Genomic DNA, 17,987 nt, shown 5'->3' with positions numbered 1-17,987 from the left:
AGTCCGTTATCAGCACGTTGGTGCGCTGTCCATTTTGTTCAGCCGGGTCATGATGGCTTCCAGCACGCCGCCGCCGATAGCGCGGGCTTTATCAGAAACAGAGCGGAAATCAGCCAGCGCCCCGCGCGGGTCGACATCGGCGATTTTAAAACCTTCCGGCACACACAGCCCCTCATTAAGCAGGCCCCGTACCATGCCGTCCATTGGTGAAAGAATTTCCGTGTCGCCGATGCGGGCAATCACATCCCCCTCGTGTACCAGATCACCGATATTCACATGACGGGTCATCATGCCGCTGTGCGGCGCGCGTAACACCCGTTCAGTGGTTTTACCGTTGATATTGCCGGGAATACCGGTATTCGGTGCCGCGCAGCCGTGGGTGATCACCCGGCCGAGATGATGGCCGCGCTGGGTTTCAATGACCGCATCACAGTCCACACCGGCCTCAAAGCCCGGCCCGAGCGCTATCGTACAGGGTGCCATTTTGCGGTGTGTACCGGCAACGTTTCGTTTGGCGATAATCGCATCCACCACCACATCCGGATGCAGCGCCGGTAACAGTTCACCGCGCTCATCTGCCAGCACCGGGATCACACCCTCTTTCAGATAGCGGTTTACTTCATCAATATCATGAGCATAGCGGGCACAAACACCTTCCACGCAGCTTTCGCCGTCATAGAGTGCCTGGGCGAAAGAGACCGTACAGCGGATCACGGTCGGTTTGCAGACATCCAGCATCACCACATCAAACCCGCTGTGATAGAGACGCAGAGCCACGCCGGTTGCCAGGTCACCCGCGCCGCGGATCACCACCCGTTTGACTCTGCGGATCTCCGCCGGGCTCTGTTTCATTGCCCCGCCCGGTGCGTCATTCATCACCTGCAGCAGTTCGGCCAGAATACTGATCGCGATTTCATGCGGCGTTTCCGCGCCGATATCATAACCGATCGGAGCATGAAGCCGTGAAAGCTGCGCTTCAGATACCCCCGATTCGCTTAATTGTTTAGTGAAAGTCTGTACTTTGCGGCGGCTGCCGAGCAACCCGAGGTATTTCACCGGTTTTTCGATAAGGCAGTTGAGGGATTCCAGATCCTGGCTGTTGGTGGCGATAATCACATAATCTTCCGGCTGCGGATCGAGCTGATTCACCGCATCGGTAAATGACGGCACGTGCCACAGGCGGGTTGACGGCGGGAACAGATCCGGCTCCAGACTCCCGGCATACACATCCGCCACATGAATATCAATATTCAGGAAAGCCGCCAGCTGCGCAATGGCGCGGTTGACGTGACCGCCGCCGAGCAGGATCAGACGCGGACGCACACCGTGTACCGCAATATATACCGACATCGCACCGCCGCAGTCGGAGCCGACCGCATGCTGCCCGTTGCGGGCCATCCGGCCGTGAAACATGCGGGAGCGCCCCTCGTGCAGCGCTTCCACCGCCTCTTCGATCACTTTGCGCTCCACCATACCACCGCCGATGGTACCGATAGTTTTTCCGTCCCCCAGCACCAGCATTTGTGCGCTGTGACGGGGGGTGCTGCCTGAACATTCAATAATTTCCGCCATGGCAAACGGGCAATTTTTCTCAACCAACTTCGCTGCTTCGGTAAAAATTTTCATAAACAGACCTCAATGGATATCCCTGCATTTATCATTGATATTATTGTCGCTGCAATATGTGTGTAATTGCGGGATCTTCCCTGACGGCACCGAACCATACTGCGTTCAGCGGTGTGCCGCGGAGCCAGTCTGCCAGTATGTCCGGCGAAAAATTCTCATTTTGAGAAAAACGGTTTATCAGCCAGATCCGTAATGCATCCGGCGGTGCTGATTTCCACATCCCCTGCGGGTGCCGGATCAGGCGGCTTATCGCCCCCAAACCCAGCGTATCACCGCTGTTTAAGCCGGTAACGGCAGAGAAATGTGACCACCGGTGTACATTATCAGGCCCGACAGGCGTCCCCAGAAGCCGGCCGTCTGTCACAGCAATAACACAATCACTGTAATCAGGTATGCAAGGTTCATGCTCAGCCGGCGCTTTTATGCCAAAACCGCGAGCTCCGTCAGCTTCGGCTAAAATAACATCAACGGCATTCTGCTCCGCCAGGGCATTAATATCCGCAGAGGAGAAACCGCTGACCTTATTATTCTGCGGGTTCCAGCCGGTATAACAGGCAAATGAGCCGCGATTTGTCACCGCATCCGGCAGGCGGACCGGATGACAGGCGAGAATGACCGGAAACCCCTCCCGGGGCAGAAACATATGCGTGGTGGTGGTGATCATCACCTTTTTTCCTAACCGGGAAAAAGCCCGTGCCAGCCAGAACAGGCAGCTGGTTTTGCCGCCCGCACCGACGATACTGATCACCATTGCATGGCCGCCCGGATGTGTATCACATAACCGGCGCAGCGGTTCAGGTATAGTGGCGCAACTTCGGACAGGGATCTGTGTATTGAGAGCCGTTGTCATCGTCATTACCGAATCCTTTGAATATCAGTCACTTTCTATGTTTATCAGCGGAGTGTATATCCATTATGCCGTCTCACCTGACCTCAGCCGATACCGCTTTATCCTATTTATCGATCCGTAAGCCGTATTGCCCGCAGGAAACAGACTGCATCATGACGGCGGCCGGGCTCTCCTCACGGATGGGTGAATGGAAAATGATGCTGCCGTGGGGCCGCGGCGGTGCCACTTTGCTGGACACCAGTCTGGCTAATGCACTGCATTTTTGTCACAGGGTCATCCTGGTGACCGGCTTTCGCGGCGCGGAACTGGCCGCGCGTTATCAGTCCGTAAAACGCATTCATATTCTTTATAATCCGGAATACGAAACCGGACTGCTCTCCTCACAGCGCCTGGCCGCACAGGCGGTGACCAGCGAATACTGTTTTCTCACCCACGGTGATGTGCCGTTCCTCACCCCAGAAATCTGGCAGACGCTGTGGGCACAGCGTGGTGATGCCGCACTCCTTCCCTGTTACAAGCAAGTTCCGGGCCATCCCGTGCTGCTCTCCCGCGCATGTCTGCTCGCGGCACTGTCACATCCGGCGGGTAATACCATGAAAAAACGGCTGCTGACCGGTCCGCACCGTTTCCTGAATATGCAGAGTGATGCGGTGATTACCGATATCGATACGCCGGAGGTTTATCAGCATTATCGCGGGTAATCCGGATGTACACTATTACATCCATCCCATTAATAACATTAATTGTTAACATCATTTTTCCATTATCAATGTGATACGTTTTTTCTTTTTTTGAGAATCTTATTCACATGTTAATCCCATGGTAATAAAGATATTTTTTATTGATTCATATTCTCATTTAGCGCTGTGCGAGCTGTTTCACACTTTGCTGCTAAGATTAGATTTATCTCACATTTTTTTTATTTCTCTGAACGCGAAATCGGCGGCTGCAAACAATCCTGGCGTAATTGTTGCAACTGTGAGTGCATACAGTTGCATGTCCCGCTCCACCGGCATGCCCCCTCATATTGCAGCAAGGAGAGTTTTATGGGAGATATAATGCGTCCCGTCCCGTTCGGCGAACTTCTGAACCGGATCTTTGAAGAATATAAGGCGAGCCGTTCCATTTTTGGTATCAATGAACGGCAGTTTTACCGCAGAGAGCATCAGCATCCTCTGATGTCCGTCTTCGGTGAAACCTGCGAGACGCCGATCGGCCCTGCGGCCGGTCCCCATACTCAGCTTGCTCAGAATATTGTGGTTTCCTGGCTGACCGGCGGCCGTTTTATCGAGGTGAAAACGGTTCAGATCCTCGATGAACTGGAGCTCGAAAAGCCGTGTATCGATGCTCAGGACGAATGTTTCAATACCGAATGGTCCACCGAATTTACCCTGCCGAAAGCCCACGACGAATACCTCAAAGCCTGGTTTGCCCTTCATTTGTTAGAAGCCATTTTTGACCCGCGCACCAAAGGCGAGGCCAAATCCTTCATCTTTAATATGAGTGTCGGTTATAACCTGGAAGGGATTAAACAGCCGCGTATGCAGCAGTATATCCACGCGATGATGGATTCCTCCCAGTTACCGGTCTTCGCGAAATACCGTGAGGAAATGAAAGCCTTTATTTCCCGTCCGGGCTTCCTGAAAGAGCTGGGTCTTGACGATCGCAAAGCCGATCTTCTGGCTATGACTGACCGTGTACCGGGTGATTTATCCAAAGGCGTGACCCTCTCCACCATGCACGGCTGTCCGCCGGATGAAATCGAGGCTATCTGCCGCTACATGCTGGAAGAGAAACGCATCAACACCTATGTGAAGCTGAACCCGACACTGCTCGGCTTTGCGCGTGTCCGTGAAATCCTCGATACCTGCGGTTTTGATTATATCGGGCTGAGTGAGGAGTCATTTTCTCATGACCTGAAACTGGATCGCGCCCTCGAGATGTTACAGCGCCTGCTGGATCTGGCGAAGGAAGTAAACCGTGGCTTCGGGGTGAAACTGACCAACACCCTCGGCACCATCAATAATAAAGGGCGCTTACCGGGCGGTGAGATGTATATGTCCGGCCGCGCCCTGTTCCCGCTTTCCATCAACGTTGCCGCACTGCTTTCCCGCCATTTTGACGGCAAACTGCCGGTTTCTTACTCCGGCGGTGCCAGCAAATTTAATATCCGCGATATTTTTGAATCCGGTATCCGTCCTATCACCATGGCAACTGACCTGCTGAAACCGGGCGGTTATATGCGTCAGACCGAGTGCCTGCGCGAGCTGGATGAATCTGATGCGTGGGGCATGACGCAGATTGATGTGGGTAAACTGAATGCGCTGGCAGAACGCGCCGTCAGTATGGAATATACCCAGAAACACTGGAAATCAGATCAGGAAATCGATGCGGGCGGCCCGCTGCCGCTGACCGACTGCTATGTCGCACCGTGTGTGACCGCCTGTGCCATCAAACAGGATATCCCTGAGTATATCCGCCTGCTGGGCGAAGGACGCTATACGGATGCGCTGGAACTGATTTACCAGCGCAACGCTCTGCCGGCTATCACCGGTCATATCTGTGATCACCAGTGCCAGTACAACTGTACCCGTCTGGATTACGAAAGCGCGCTGAATATCCGCGAACTGAAAAAAGTGGCGGTGGAAAAAGGCTGGAAAGAGTACAAAGCCCGCTGGCACAAACCGGCCGGTTCCGGTGATAAAAATCCGGTGGCGGTGATTGGTGCCGGTCCTGCGGGTCTGGCGGCCGGGTATTTCCTCGCCCGTGCCGGTCATCCGGTGACGGTATTTGAGAAAGAAGCCAATGCCGGTGGTGTGGTGGCGAATATCATCCCGCACTTCCGCATCCCGCGTGAAACCATCGAACATGATATTCAGTTCGTCGCTGACCACGGCGTGAAATTTGAATACGGCTGTGACCCGCGTCTGACCGTTGATAAGCTGATGGAGCAGGGTTTCACCTATGTGCTGGTCGGGATCGGGACAGATAAAAACAGCGGCGTGAAACTCGCCGGGGATAACCGTAACGTCTATAAATCCCTGCCGTTCCTGCATGACTACAACAACAACGCACCGCTGAAAATGGGCAAACATGTTGCCGTTATCGGTGCCGGTAACACCGCGATGGACTGCGCCCGCGCCGCCAAACGGATTGCCGGTGTGGAAGATGTGACCGTTATCTACCGCCGCTCTCAGGCAGAAATGCCGGCCTGGCCGGAAGAGTATGAAGAAGCGGTGGAAGATGATGTGAAATTCATGTTCCTGCACAATCCGGAGCAGTTCAATGCTGACGGCACCCTGCTGGTCCGCACCATGAAGCTGGGTGAGCCGGATGAATCAGGACGCCGCCGTCCGGTGGCGACAGAAGAGACTGTCACCCTGAAAATCGACAGCGTGATCACCGCTATCGGCGAACAGCAGGACTGCGAAGTGCTGTCACAAATCGGTGTACCGATGGGCGATGACGGCTGGCCTGCGGTATACCGCAACAGCGGTGAAACCACCCGAGCCAATGTGTTCCTGATTGGTGACGTACAGAGCGGCCCGTCTTCTATCGTGGCGGCTATCGGTGATGCGGGCCGTGCAACGGATGCCATTCTGGAGCGCGAAAATATCCTCTCTCACTACAGTGATAAATACTGGCTCAATGTCGACCCGCAGGATATCACTGACCGCAAAGGCGCTATCGCCGTGCAGATGGTGGACAGCGACGACCGCGAAGCGTTCGTGAAACAGGAAGCAGAGCGCTGCCTGGAATGTAACTATATCTGTGCGAAATGTGTGGATGTGTGCCCGAACCGCGCCAATATTTCCGTGGCGATTCCGGGCTTCCGTAACCGTTATCAGACCCTGCACCTGGATGCGATGTGTAACGAGTGCGGTAACTGTGCCCAGTTCTGTCCGTGGCAGGGCAAGCCGTACAAAGACAAAGTCACTATCTTCAGCCTGCCGGAAGACTTCGAAAACAGCACCAACCCGGGCTTCCTGGCTGACGGCAGCACCTTTACTGTCCGCCTGGACGGCAAAGTCAGCAAACTGCAACTCGATGCTGACGGGGAATTCAGCCGGGTTCCGCAGGAACTGGAAGAGATGTGCCGCATCATGAGCCATGTTCATAAACACTATCGTTATCTGTTAGGCCGGGTGGAGAAATAATTATGCTGATTCTGAAAAACGCCACCATCACTGAGTTCGAACCGGCGCAAATCCGCGAAGGGGTCGATATCGCCATTGAGGGTGACAAAATTGCCGCTGTGGGTAACGGGCTTCATTCCCGTTACCCGGGCGCGGAAGTCAAAGAGATGAACGGCAAACTGGTGATGCCGGGGATTGTCTGCTCTCACAACCACTTCTATTCCGGTTTATCACGCGGCATCATGGCGAATATCGCGCCAAGCCCGGATTTTATCTCCACCCTGAAAAATCTGTGGTGGCGCCTCGACCGCGCACTGGATGAGGAATCCCTCTATTACAGCGGCCTTATCTGTTCCCTCGAAGCGATTAAGAGCGGCTGTACCTCGGTGATTGATCACCACGCCTCACCAAACTATATCGCCGGTTCCCTGAAAACCCTGCGTGACGGCTTCCTGAAAGCCGGCCTGCGCGGCATGACCTGCTACGAAACCACTGACCGCAACGGCGGCCTGAAAGAGCTGGAAGCCGGAGTTGAGGAAAATATCGCCTTTGCGGAGCTTATCGACAGCGAGCGCAAAAGCGGTAAATCCCGCTATCTGGTGGAAGCCCATATCGGGGCGCACGCACCGTTTACCGTAGCAGATGAAGGCCTGAAAATGCTGCGCGAAGCGATTAAAAAAACCGGCCGCGGCCTGCACATCCATGCGGCGGAAGACAGTTATGACGTCTCTTTCAGCCATGACAAATACGGTAAGGATTTGCTGATCCGCCTCGGTGAATTTGATCTGATTGATGAAAAAACCCTGATCGCCCACGGCCTGTATCTTTCTTCCGCAGATATTGAGCTGCTGAATAAAAAAGATGGCTTCCTGGTTCACAACGCCCGCTCCAATATGAACAACCACGTCGGCTACAACCACCGTCTGGGTGACTACAACAACGTGGTGCTCGGCACGGACGGTATCGGCTCCGATATGTTAGAAGAAATGAAGTTTGCTTTCTTCAAACACCGCGATGCGGGCGGTCCGATGTGGCCGGACAGCTTTACCCGTTTCCTGTGGAACGGCAACCGCCTGCTGGCACGCAACTTCGGCAAACAGTTCGGCCGCGTGGAAGCCGGTTATCAGGCTGACCTGACCATTTGTGATTACACACCGCCGACACCGTTCACCGGGGATAACCTGCCGGGCCACCTGGCCTTCGGTTTAGGCTCCAACAGTGTCAACAGCGTGATGGTCGATGGTGTGATGGTGTATGAAAACCGTCAGTTCCCGTTTGATACCGGACCGCTCTTTGCAGAAGCACGCAAAGCCGCGAAAAAGATGTGGGCCCGGATGGACGCACTGTAATAAAAAAACCATGACCTGCGGCAGTGCCGCAGGTCTGAAGAGCAATGTAGGGGTAACCCATGATCGAACAATTTTTCCGCCCTGCCACCTTAGCGCAGGCAACTGAGCTGAAACAACGCTTTCAGGAAAGCGCCGTCTGGTTTGCGGGCGGCAGTAAACTGAATGCGGTACCGACCAAAACTGACCGCACTGTCGCTATCTCACTGTCACTGCTGCCGCTGCAATCCATTGAGTGGCAGGACGGCATTCTGCGTATCGGTGCGGTTGTCACGCTGGAAGCGCTGCGTGAAAGCCCGCTTATCCCGCGTGCGCTGTATGATGCGCTCGGTTTCGTTTATTCACGCCACATCCGTAATCAGGCCACCATCGGCGGGGAGATCGCCGCCTGTCAGCGCGAACATACTCTGCTGCCGGTGCTGCTGGTGCTGGATGCACAGGTTCAGCTGGCCAGCAATGATGTCATTTCGCTGGAAAGCTATCTTGCCGCTCCGGATGACCGCCTGATCACCCATCTGATTTTACAGGACCCGTTCCGCCGCTGCGCCACCCGCACGGTCCGCGAAACAGCGGACGGCTGGTCTGTCGTCACCGCCGCGGTGGCTCTGACCGGCAATAATGAGCGGCGGATTGCGGTTGATGGTGTTGGCTGCGGTATCAGCCGCCTGCAACAGATCGAAGCAAAAAACCTCAGCGGGGAAGCGCTGGAAAAAGCCGTCAGTCAGGCGGTGAAGCCGAAAGCGGATTTGCTGGGCAGTGAAGAATACAAACGCTATATCACCGGAATTTTAGTTTCAGACCTGCTGACAGACTGCCGGCAAATGGGGGAGGAATAACGAAATGAACGTCCATTTTATACTTAACGGCACCCCGCATTCGCTTGATTGCATTCCGGGCGAAAATGTCCGCACTATTCTGTTCAGCCTGGGTATGCACTCGGTGCGTAACAGTGATGACGGCTACGGCTTCGCAGGCTCCGACGCCATTTTATTCAACGGCCGTATTGTTAACGCCTCGCTGCTGATCGCCGCACAACTGGAAGGCGCAGTGATTGAAACCGCCGAATCACTCGGCAAATGGAATGAACTGAGTGATGTTCAGCAGGCCATGGTCGATGTGGGGGTGATCCAGTCCGGTTATAACGACCCGGCCGCTGCCCTGATCCTGACTGACCTGATCAAACGCATCCCGGAACCGGATCGCGATCAGATTGATGATGCGCTTTCCGGTCTGTTCAGCCGTGACGCCGGTTATCAGCAATTCTATGAAGTTATTGATCTGCTGGTGAAACGCCGCAAAGATCCGCACTACAAAGCCGATAACGCCCCGGCGTTCCGTGATGACCTGACTGTTGTCGGGAAAGTCACACCGAAAACTGATGCTGCCGTGATGGTGCAGGCAAAACCGTGCTATGTGGAAGATCGTATTCCGGCCAATACCTGCGTCATCAAAATGCTGCGCAGCCCGCACGCGCACGCGCTGATCACTCATCTCGATGTCAGCAAAGCCGAAGCACTGCCGGGTGTGGTGCATGTGATAACCCACAAAAACTGTCCGGATGTGTATTACACCCCGGGCGGACAGAGTGCGCCGGAACCGTCTCCGCTTGACCGCCGGATGTTCGGTAAAAAACTCCGTCACGTCGGTGACCGTGTCGCCGCCGTTGTGGCAGAAAACGAAGCTATCGCACTGAAAGCATTATCTTTAATTGAAGTCAGCTATGATGTGCTGAAACCGGTACTGTCTATCGATGAAGCCAAAGCCGATGGCGCACCGCTGGTGCATGATGAGCCGGTAATTTATGTTAACGGCGCACCGGCTGACCTGGCCGAGCAGAATAAGAACGCGGCAGATCGCGGCGAACATTTGCAGATTAACTTCCCGATCGGCGCAAAACCGTGCAAAAACATTGCTGCCGGAGTTCACGGCCATATCGGGGATCTGGATAAAGGCTTTGCGGAAGCGGATACCGTTATCGAGCGCACCTATGAATCCCGCCAGGTTCAGCAGTGCCCGACCGAACCGCATATCTGCTACACCTATATGAACGGTGACCGTCTGGTGATCCACGCCTCCACTCAGGTGCCGTGGCACTTACGCCGCCAGGTGGCGCGTATTCTCGGCCTGAAACAGAACAAAGTACATGTGATCAAAGAGCGTGTCGGCGGCGGCTTCGGCTCCAAACAGGATATCCTGCTGGAAGAGGTTTGTGCGTGGGCGACGTATGTTACCGGCCGTCCGGTGTCATTCCGCTACACCCGTGAAGAAGAGTTTATCGCGAACACCAGCCGCCATGTGGCGAAAGTGAAAATCAAACTGGGCGCGAAAAAAGACGGGAAAATCACCGCCATCAACATGGAATTCCTGGCGAACACCGGCCCTTACGGTAACCACTCACTCACTGTACCGAGTAACGGCCCGGCGCTGTCACTGCCGCTCTACCCGTGTGATAACGTCGATTTCCAGGTCACCACTTACTACTCCAACATCTGTCCGACCGGGGCATATCAGGGTTACGGGGCACCGAAAGGTAACTTCGCCCTGACCATGATCCTGGCCGAACTGGCGAAAGAACTGAATATCGATCTGCTGGATCTGATTGAAATCAACCGCGTGCATGAAGGCCAGGAACTGAAGATCCTCGGTGCTATAGGCGAAGGTAAAATGCCGACATCCGTGCCGACCGCTGCAAGCTGCGCCCTCGGCCCGATCCTGAAAAAAGGCCGTGAGCTTATCGACTGGGATTCCCCGCGCAAACAGGACGGCGACTGGAAAACCGGACGCGGCGTGGCGATTATCATGCAGAAATCCGGGATTCCGGATATCGACCAGGCAAACTGTATGGTCAAACTGGAATCTGACGGCACCTTTATCGTCCACTCCGGTGGTGCGGATATCGGGACCGGTCTGGATACCGTGGTCAAAAAACTGACCGCCGAAGTGCTGTGCTGCTGCCCGGATGATATCCATGTTATCTCCGGGGATACTGACCATGCGCTGTTTGATAAAGGGGCGTATGCCTCCTCCGGTACCTGCTTCTCCGGTAATGCGGCAAAAATGGCGGCAGAGAATCTGCGCAAGAAAATCCTGTTCCACGGTGCGGCACAAATCGGTGAGCCGGCGGAGGATGTCACCCTTGCGGCACCGGGTGTGGTGCGCGGTAAGAAAGGTGAAATCAGCTTCGGGGATCTGGCACACGCTGCCGAAGGCGGTACCGGGTTTGGTGTGCTGGTGGCAAACGCCAGCTATATCACCCCGGACTTTGCCTTCCCGTACGGGGCAAACTTTGCCGAGGTGGCGGTGAACACCCGTACCGGTGAGATCCGCCTGGATAAATTCTACGCCCTGCTCGACTGCGGTACGCCGGTGAACCCGGATCTGGCCCTGGGTCAGATTTACGGTGCCTCCATGCGTGCTATCGGCCACAGTATGTCGGAAGAGATCCGCTACGACGCCAAAGGTGTGCCGCTGACCCGCGATCTGAAAACCTACGGCGCACCGAAGATCGGCGATATTCCGCGTGATTTCCGCGCGTTCCTGGTGCCGAGTGATGATCAGGTCGGCCCGTACGGCGCGAAATCCATCTCGGAAATCGCGGTTAACGGCGCTGCACCGGCCATCGCCACGGCCATTCATGATGCCTGTGGTGTCTGGCTGCGTGAATGGCACTTCACACCGGAAAAAATCCTGCGCGGCCTGGGCAAAATGTAATTAAACCAACCCGCCCTCACCGGTTCCGGTGAGGGCTTTTTGTAAGCAGAGGAGTCAGCTATGTCGTCTGAACATACCGTCAAAGCGGTACGCGGGAAGTTTCTGGATATCACCCGCGTAGTGACCTCGATGGACGATCTGCCCGGTGCAGTCCGCCTGATCGACGACGGACTAATGCTAATCCGGCACGGAAAAATAGAGTGGTTCGGAGAGTGGGAAGAGGGAAAACATCTGATCCCGGAAACGGTCCGTGTCCGCGACTACACCGGGAAACTGGTGGTGCCGGGCTTTATTGATACCCACGTTCACTATCCGCAGAGTGAGATGATCGGCGCTCACGGCGAGCAGTTGCTGGAATGGCTCAACCGCCACGTGTTCCCGACCGAAAAACTGTATCAGGATATTGATTACGCCCGTGAAATGTCGGCGTTTTTTATCAAACAACTGCTGCGCAACGGCACCACGACCGCGCTGGTCTTCAGTACTGTTCACCCGGAATCAGTCAACGCTCTGTTTGATGCGGCAAGCCAGCTCAATATGCGCCTTATCACCGGTAAAGTGATGATGGACAGAAACGCGCCGGACTATCTCACCGACACACCGGAAAGCAGTTACGAGGAGTGTAAGGCGCTGATTGAACGCTGGCACAAGAACGGGCGCCTGCTCTACGCCATCACCCCGCGTTTTGCGCCGACCTCCAGCCCGGAACAGCTGGCGGTATGTCAGCGGCTGCGCGAAGAGTATCCGGATACGTGGGTTCACACTCATCTTAATGAAAATAAAGCAGAAATTGAGTGGGTAAAAGAACTCTATCCGGACAGCAAAAACTACCTGGATGTCTATCATCACTATGGTCTGACCGGTGAACGCAGTGTGTTTGCCCACTGTATCCATCTTGAGGAAGAAGAGTGGGACTGCCTGCACGATACCGGCTCGGCAGTGGCATTTTGCCCGACATCAAATCTCTATCTCGGCAGCGGCCTGTTTAATCTGAAAAAAGCGCTGGCGAAAAAAGTGAAAGTCGGAATTGGTACGGATGTCGGTGCCGGGACGACCTTCAACATGCTGCAGACACTGAGTGAAGCCTACAAGGTGATGCAGTTACAAAAAACCTGTTTAACCGCCTTTGAAGCCTTTTATCTCGCCACACTCGGCGGGGCACATTCATTAGGGCTGGATAACTGTATCGGTAACTTTGCCGCCGGCAAAGAAGCGGATTTTGTGGTACTTGAACCGACCGCGACCCCGCTCCAGCAGTTGCGTTATGACAACTCACGCACGCTGGCGGAGAAATTGTTTGTGATGATTGCGCTTGGTGATGACCGCACCATTTACCGGACTTACATCGACGGACGTCTGGTCTATGAACGGACCTGACGCCCACCAATGCTGTGATTAAAACACACTTTCATTTCATTCTCGGGGTCTGCAATTATGTCTGATAATACAACACCGGATAACTCCGGGGCGGCAGCGAAAGGCGCACTTGATGCGTACTTTAAAATCTCCGCCCGCGGCAGCAGCGTCAAACGGGAGATTCTGGCGGGCGTCACCACCTTCCTCGCCATGGTCTATTCTGTCATCGTCGTCCCCTCTATGCTCGGTAAGGCCGGATTCCCGCCGGGCGCTATTTTTGTCGCCACCTGTCTCGTCGCCAGTATCGGTTCTCTGATGATGGGGCTGTGGGCAAACCTGCCGATGGCTATCGGCTGTGCGATTTCACTCACCGCCTTTACTGCATTCAGCCTGGTGCTCGGGCAGCAAATCAGCATTCCGGTTGCGCTCGGCGCCGTCTTCCTGATGGGGGTCATTTTTACCCTGATTTCCGTTACCGGGGTGCGAAACTGGATACTGAAAAACCTGCCGATGGGGATAGCCCACGGCACCGGGATTGGTATCGGCCTGTTTTTACTGCTGATCGCCGCCAACGGTGTCGGCCTTGTGATCAAAAACCCGCTCGAAGGTCTGCCGGTGGCAATGGGGGCGTTTACCTCTTTCCCGGTGGCGATGTCGCTGATCGGGCTGGCGGTGATTGTCAGCCTGGAAAAAATGCGCGTGCCGGGCGGGATACTGCTGGTGATTATCGGGATTTCGGTTATCGGCCTGATTGTTGACCCGAATGTTACGTATCAGGGGCTGATCGCCATGCCGTCACTGAGCGGTGAGGACGGAAAATCCCTGATATTCAGCATGGATATTATGGGCGCCCTGCAAACAGCGGTTCTGCCAAGCGTACTGGCGCTGGTGATGACAGCGGTGTTTGATGCCACAGGGACCATCCGCGCAGTGGCCGGGCAGGCAAATCTGCTGGATAAAGATAATCAGATTATCAACGGCGGCAAAGCCCTGACCGTGGACTCCGTCAGTTCCATTATCTCCGGTGCGGTGGGGGCCTCTCCGGCGGCGGTATATATCGAATCCGCTGCGGGGACAGCCGCAGGCGGCAAAACCGGGCTGACAGCCGTGACCGTCGGCGTGCTGTTCCTGCTGATCCTGTTCTTCTCGCCGCTCTCATACCTGATCCCCGGGTATGCAACTGCTCCGGCACTGATGTATGTCGGTTTGCTGATGCTGAGTAATGTGGCAAAACTGGATTTCGATGACTCCGTCGACGCGATGTCCGGACTGGTGTGTGCGGTCTTTATCGTACTGACCTGTAATATCGTTACCGGTATTATGCTGGGCTACGTCACCCTGGTGATTGGTCGTCTGGTGGCAAAAGAGTGGCGCAAACTCAACACCGGCACCGTGATTATCGCCATCGTGTTAGTCGCATTCTATGCAGGCGGCTGGGCAATTTAATCCGTCTGACAGAACAAACTGAATATCCGTTAATTATTATCATCACAGGGAGCGCGAAAGCACTCCCTGTATTTGCCGGTAAAAAGGCTGAATCGCTCATTTTTATATATTGTCTGTTCTGTTTCCGGGAACAGATTCAAATCTGATAATAATCAATAGTTGATAAATACCAATCAAATAACGTCTCCGGCCAGTGAATTCGCGCTGAAAACCATCAGCAGATAATCAAAAACCGATGTATATAACGTAAATCGGAATCAGCACTTTTTGCACCTTGTGTTTTTTTTCCCCGGAGTTAAAACAGTGCTGTTATCAGCAATATTGTTATATCTGCTGTATGACAAAACCATTAAACGGAAAATAAAATAAGGATATATGATGAAAGAATTAAGTCTGGTTGAGATTGATATGGTTTCCGGCGCCGGTATTTACTCTGATGCGGGTGCATTAATCGGCCGCGGCGTGGGCAGCATCGTTGGTTACTACAGAAAAAATGAGCAGAGCGCAGGCCGTGGTGAGAAATTCGGCAAAACTATCGGTGGTATCGTTGACCAGTCTGTTTCCATAATCTCGTCATGGGCAGGCAAAATAAAACACGCTTAAGTGTCGCCTCACTTTCAGGCAAACGGGACACGCGTTGTGTCCCTTTTTTCATGCACCGTTTTATCTCTCTTATTCATACATCAGCCGCCCCTGAATATCCGCAATACTGACTGTGACAATGCATCCGGCATTAAAATGCAGAAAATCAGATTCGATCCCGTCAGAAAAAATAACACCATTTTCCGGCATCTGCGATTCAAGCTGTAATGTCATCGTATTATCAACCGCCCCGAAAATCAGCGATGTTCCGGATGTCCGTCCCGGGAACGGTTCCCGCACACTGTACTGCAACCGCTTTTCATACCAGCCGATACCGGCACGCAGCGGGTGTGAACTGCCGCCGGTTACCCCCAGCGCACCGGCCAGAACGGATTGCAGCCAGCCCGTGGAACCCAGCCCCGTCGAGATAATCACACCGGAGGAAGACTGGGCTTCCGACTGCCCGCCGTGACTGAGAATATAACGGGCCGATGTGTGACTTTTCGGCCCGATAAACAGGTCATTGACCGCCAGCATCTGCTGACCGTCATTGGTGACCGCCTGTGCAAAACTCAGAACTTTCGACGGCATATCCCGGTTCAGTGTCCGTTTCACCACCGACTCCAGCTGCGGCAGTTCAAAAGGCAGCAATATACCGTCCCAGCGCGCCGGGTCGGGATTAACCGCGATCACCGGCTGGCCGTTCAGGTATTTCAGGGTATTTGCCACCAGCCCGTCCCGGCCGATAATCACCACAATATCACGGTCAGAAAACTGATAGCCCGGCAGCAGCGTGCGATCCGGAACCTGCACCTGTCCCGCCTGAAGCAGGATCCGTTTCGCCTCTGTCAGCTGCGCCTGGTAGCGATCGTGTTCCGCCAGGTAATCACTGACAGAGATACCGTTATGCTCCAGATAAAACTTCGCCTGCGGCCAGGTATTGAAACGGGCGATCAGCTCCTGCAGCCGGGTTTTCTGTGTGACCAGGACAAACCGTACTTCCTCCCGGCGGCTCATGCTTTACTTCCTTTTTTCATCATCTGACTGAACATATCCGGCGCGATATTCAGCTCACCAATTTTTCCGGCATTCTGTGCCAGTGATTCAAAGGCCATCGCCATCAGCTGCTCCGGCGCCATCCGGCTCAGGGCAAGGGCTTTGAGATTTTCCACCGGCAGTTCGCGGTACGCTTTCATTTTGGTTTCAATCGCGTATGCATCCGCATCGGACTGAACGCGCTGGTTATCCGCACTGAGCGCAACCAGTGTCTGACGCTGCTGCTCCTCGCCAATCTCCGACGCCAGCCGTTCCTGCGACATTGCTGCCTGCTCGCGCAGCAGTGTGCGTTCATTTTCCAGCCGGGATTCCTCTATCTGCTGCTCTTTTTTCTGCACAGAGAGATCCGTCTCCAGCTCTGCCTCTTTGATCGTACGCTCCTGCTCAACCGAGGATTTGCGCCGTGCATAAATCGCATCATCCGCTTCTTTCAGCAGGGATTCCCTGGCTTCCGCTTCGAGTGCGCGGGCCGTTTCCGGTGTCGGGGTAATGGCGGTGACAGAGAAATCCAGGATAGTGACCCCCAGCGCCTCAACCGCTGCCTGCTGCGCCAGACGTGACTGTACCAGCGCCACCAGCGACTGACTGAGCAATAATGCGCGGCGCAGCGGCGTGGATTGGATCTCCGCCTGGATAATGGTTTGTGCCGCACGGACAATCCGGTCATTCAGTTTCATCGGATCGTCGGTCGCGTAAGTTTTTCCGTCCCGGTTCAGCACAAAATTAAGCACCCCGGCCGTTTTTTCCGGTGCACTGACCTGAAAGGAGAGTTGTCCCTGAACGCGGAGATTCTGAAAGTCCGCGGTCTGAAAATTAAAAATAAACGGGGTTTCCTGCGCCGTTAACGGCAATGCTGCGATCGATGTGGTCGCGCTGTTGTACCAGAAACTCAGCCCCTGCCCCTGACGTTTGACATTACCGTTCACAGAACGGATAACAAATGTGGACGGGTCAGCTTTAAAGAATTTTAAATTAAACATAGTATCACCTCATTAGTGTCGTTATGACAATAACAATATAGTGACTTATTGACACTATTAATGTCAAGCCGAATTAGTGTCTGAATGACATTTAATTTGCAATCCGGATTTCTCTCCTTACAATAGAATCACTTACCCCGGTTTCAGGATGTGACACAAATGGATGAACAAACTTATCTCGCCGGTTATCAGCGCCGTGATTTTTTGTCGCCTCTGGTGACTGTTGATGCTGTGCTTTTTACCTATCACAATGAAACGCTGCACGTGCTGCTGGCCGAACGCGCGGAACATCCGGAAAAAGGAAAATGGGGACTGCCCGGCGGATTTGTTGATGAGACACAGGACAAAACGCTGGAAGATACCGTACTGCGGAAGCTGCGGGAAAAAACCGGCGTAACGCCGCCGTACATTGAGCAGTTATGTACAGTCGGCAATGATCAGCGGGACAAACGCGGCTGGTCAGTTACGGTCTGCTATACCGCGCTGATTGCCATGCAGGCGTGTGAAAAACAGATTAATACGGTTAATTCCGTCAGATGGATACCGCTGGATGAAGCGGAAAATATGAAGCTGGCGTTTGATCACCAGTTACTTATCCGTCAGGCCAGAGCGCGGCTGCGCCAGAAATCCCTCTATTCTGTCGTACCGGGATTTGCGCTGCCGGACACCTTTACCCTGCCGGAATTGCAGCATGTTCATGAAATTCTGATTGGTCAGCCGATCCAGAAAAAATCATTCCGCCGCCGTCTTGAACAGGCTGATTTGCTGATTGATACCGGTGAAAAACGGGCTGAACGCGGTCGTCCGGCGGCACTGTACCGTCTGAAGCCGGAATCAAAGGAGTACCGTTTTATCCGTAACCTGGAGACAGACGGGGAATAACACGCTGTTGTGTCCG

At 54.2% G+C, this 17,987-nt stretch carries 13 protein-coding genes; 9 read left to right on the top strand and 4 right to left on the bottom strand.

Annotated elements, in window-relative coordinates; all coding sequences use genetic code 11:
• Positions 1–9: 9 nt before the first annotated feature.
• Both yqeB and yqeC read right to left on the bottom strand, forming a co-directional pair.
• Complete coding sequence (gene yqeB, locus JC793_RS03405) at positions 10–1,626, bottom strand: selenium-dependent molybdenum cofactor biosynthesis protein YqeB (RefSeq protein WP_218427486.1); 1,617 nt, start codon at positions 1,624–1,626, stop codon at positions 10–12.
• Between the two features lie 40 nt (positions 1,627–1,666).
• The gene (yqeC, locus tag JC793_RS03400; RefSeq protein ID WP_218427485.1) at positions 1,667–2,482 is read right to left on the bottom strand and encodes a selenium cofactor biosynthesis protein YqeC; all 816 of its coding nucleotides are present in this window, start codon (positions 2,480–2,482) and stop codon (positions 1,667–1,669) included.
• 59 nt (positions 2,483–2,541) lie between these two features.
• Here yqeC and JC793_RS03395 point away from each other — a divergent pair, with 59 nt between their 5' ends.
• The 8 genes from JC793_RS03395 (at position 2,542) to JC793_RS03360 (ending at position 15,074) form a co-directional block, all read left to right on the top strand.
• Positions 2,542–3,177: an NTP transferase domain-containing protein gene (locus JC793_RS03395; protein WP_218427483.1), complete on the top strand. Its 636-nt coding sequence runs from the start codon at positions 2,542–2,544 to the stop codon at positions 3,175–3,177.
• A gap of 345 nt (positions 3,178–3,522) precedes the next feature.
• Positions 3,523–6,633 carry a putative selenate reductase subunit YgfK gene (gene ygfK, locus JC793_RS03390; RefSeq protein ID WP_218427482.1) on the top strand — a complete coding sequence of 1,037 codons (3,111 nt, stop codon included), beginning with the start codon at positions 3,523–3,525 and terminating at the stop codon, positions 6,631–6,633.
• A gap of 2 nt (positions 6,634–6,635) precedes the next feature.
• Positions 6,636–7,961: a putative aminohydrolase SsnA gene (ssnA, locus tag JC793_RS03385; protein WP_218427480.1), complete on the top strand. Its 1,326-nt coding sequence runs from the start codon at positions 6,636–6,638 to the stop codon at positions 7,959–7,961.
• A 59-nt stretch (positions 7,962–8,020) separates the two neighbouring features.
• Positions 8,021–8,794 (top strand): molybdopterin-dependent oxidoreductase FAD-binding subunit, encoded by a 774-nt coding sequence (gene ygfM, locus JC793_RS03380; RefSeq protein ID WP_218427478.1) that lies wholly within the window; start codon positions 8,021–8,023, stop codon positions 8,792–8,794.
• Positions 8,795–8,798: 4 nt separating this feature from the next.
• Positions 8,799–11,669, top strand: coding sequence for a molybdopterin-dependent oxidoreductase Mo/Fe-S-binding subunit (locus JC793_RS03375; protein ID WP_218427476.1), 2,871 nt, complete (start codon positions 8,799–8,801; stop codon positions 11,667–11,669).
• A gap of 60 nt (positions 11,670–11,729) precedes the next feature.
• Positions 11,730–13,046: a guanine deaminase gene (guaD, locus tag JC793_RS03370; protein ID WP_046892044.1), complete on the top strand. Its 1,317-nt coding sequence runs from the start codon at positions 11,730–11,732 to the stop codon at positions 13,044–13,046.
• Positions 13,047–13,103: 57 nt separating this feature from the next.
• Positions 13,104–14,471, top strand: a complete 1,368-nt coding sequence (locus JC793_RS03365; RefSeq protein WP_166707050.1) for an NCS2 family permease — start codon at positions 13,104–13,106, stop codon at positions 14,469–14,471.
• Between the two features lie 375 nt (positions 14,472–14,846).
• Positions 14,847–15,074, top strand: coding sequence for a hypothetical protein (locus JC793_RS03360; RefSeq protein ID WP_141651494.1), 228 nt, complete (start codon positions 14,847–14,849; stop codon positions 15,072–15,074).
• A 69-nt stretch (positions 15,075–15,143) separates the two neighbouring features.
• On the opposite strand, the gene JC793_RS03355 is transcribed toward JC793_RS03360, so the two are convergent.
• Positions 15,144–16,070 (bottom strand): diacylglycerol kinase catalytic domain-containing protein, encoded by a 927-nt coding sequence (locus JC793_RS03355; RefSeq protein ID WP_218427474.1) that lies wholly within the window; start codon positions 16,068–16,070, stop codon positions 15,144–15,146.
• The gene (locus tag JC793_RS03350) at positions 16,067–17,089 is read right to left on the bottom strand and encodes an SPFH domain-containing protein (RefSeq protein ID WP_052927093.1); all 1,023 of its coding nucleotides are present in this window, start codon (positions 17,087–17,089) and stop codon (positions 16,067–16,069) included. Before JC793_RS03350 ends, JC793_RS03355 begins: the two co-directional genes overlap by 4 nt.
• A 159-nt stretch (positions 17,090–17,248) precedes the next feature.
• Here JC793_RS03350 and JC793_RS03345 point away from each other — a divergent pair, with 159 nt between their 5' ends.
• A complete protein-coding gene (locus tag JC793_RS03345) occupies positions 17,249–17,971 on the top strand; it encodes an NUDIX hydrolase (RefSeq protein ID WP_218427472.1) in 723 nt (240 codons plus the stop codon).
• The last annotated feature ends 16 nt before the right edge of the window (positions 17,972–17,987 follow it).

The organism is Morganella morganii, from assembly GCF_019242955.1.
Classification (GTDB): Bacteria; Pseudomonadota; Gammaproteobacteria; order Enterobacterales; family Enterobacteriaceae; genus Morganella; species Morganella sibonii.
This window is presented reverse-complemented; position numbering and strand designations above follow the sequence as displayed.

Coding starts and splice junctions, on each gene's coding strand:
- yqeB (WP_218427486.1), bottom strand. CDS start 1,626: ATGAAAATTTTTACCGAAGCAGCGAAGTTGGTTGAGAAAAATTGCCCG.
- yqeC (WP_218427485.1), bottom strand. CDS start 2,482: ATGACGATGACAACGGCTCTCAATACACAGATCCCTGTCCGAAGTTGC.
- JC793_RS03395 (WP_218427483.1), top strand. CDS start 2,542: ATGCCGTCTCACCTGACCTCAGCCGATACCGCTTTATCCTATTTATCG.
- ygfK (WP_218427482.1), top strand. CDS start 3,523: ATGGGAGATATAATGCGTCCCGTCCCGTTCGGCGAACTTCTGAACCGG.
- ssnA (WP_218427480.1), top strand. CDS start 6,636: ATGCTGATTCTGAAAAACGCCACCATCACTGAGTTCGAACCGGCGCAA.
- ygfM (WP_218427478.1), top strand. CDS start 8,021: ATGATCGAACAATTTTTCCGCCCTGCCACCTTAGCGCAGGCAACTGAG.
- JC793_RS03375 (WP_218427476.1), top strand. CDS start 8,799: ATGAACGTCCATTTTATACTTAACGGCACCCCGCATTCGCTTGATTGC.
- guaD (WP_046892044.1), top strand. CDS start 11,730: ATGTCGTCTGAACATACCGTCAAAGCGGTACGCGGGAAGTTTCTGGAT.
- JC793_RS03365 (WP_166707050.1), top strand. CDS start 13,104: ATGTCTGATAATACAACACCGGATAACTCCGGGGCGGCAGCGAAAGGC.
- JC793_RS03360 (WP_141651494.1), top strand. CDS start 14,847: ATGATGAAAGAATTAAGTCTGGTTGAGATTGATATGGTTTCCGGCGCC.
- JC793_RS03355 (WP_218427474.1), bottom strand. CDS start 16,070: ATGAGCCGCCGGGAGGAAGTACGGTTTGTCCTGGTCACACAGAAAACC.
- JC793_RS03350 (WP_052927093.1), bottom strand. CDS start 17,089: ATGTTTAATTTAAAATTCTTTAAAGCTGACCCGTCCACATTTGTTATC.
- JC793_RS03345 (WP_218427472.1), top strand. CDS start 17,249: ATGGATGAACAAACTTATCTCGCCGGTTATCAGCGCCGTGATTTTTTG.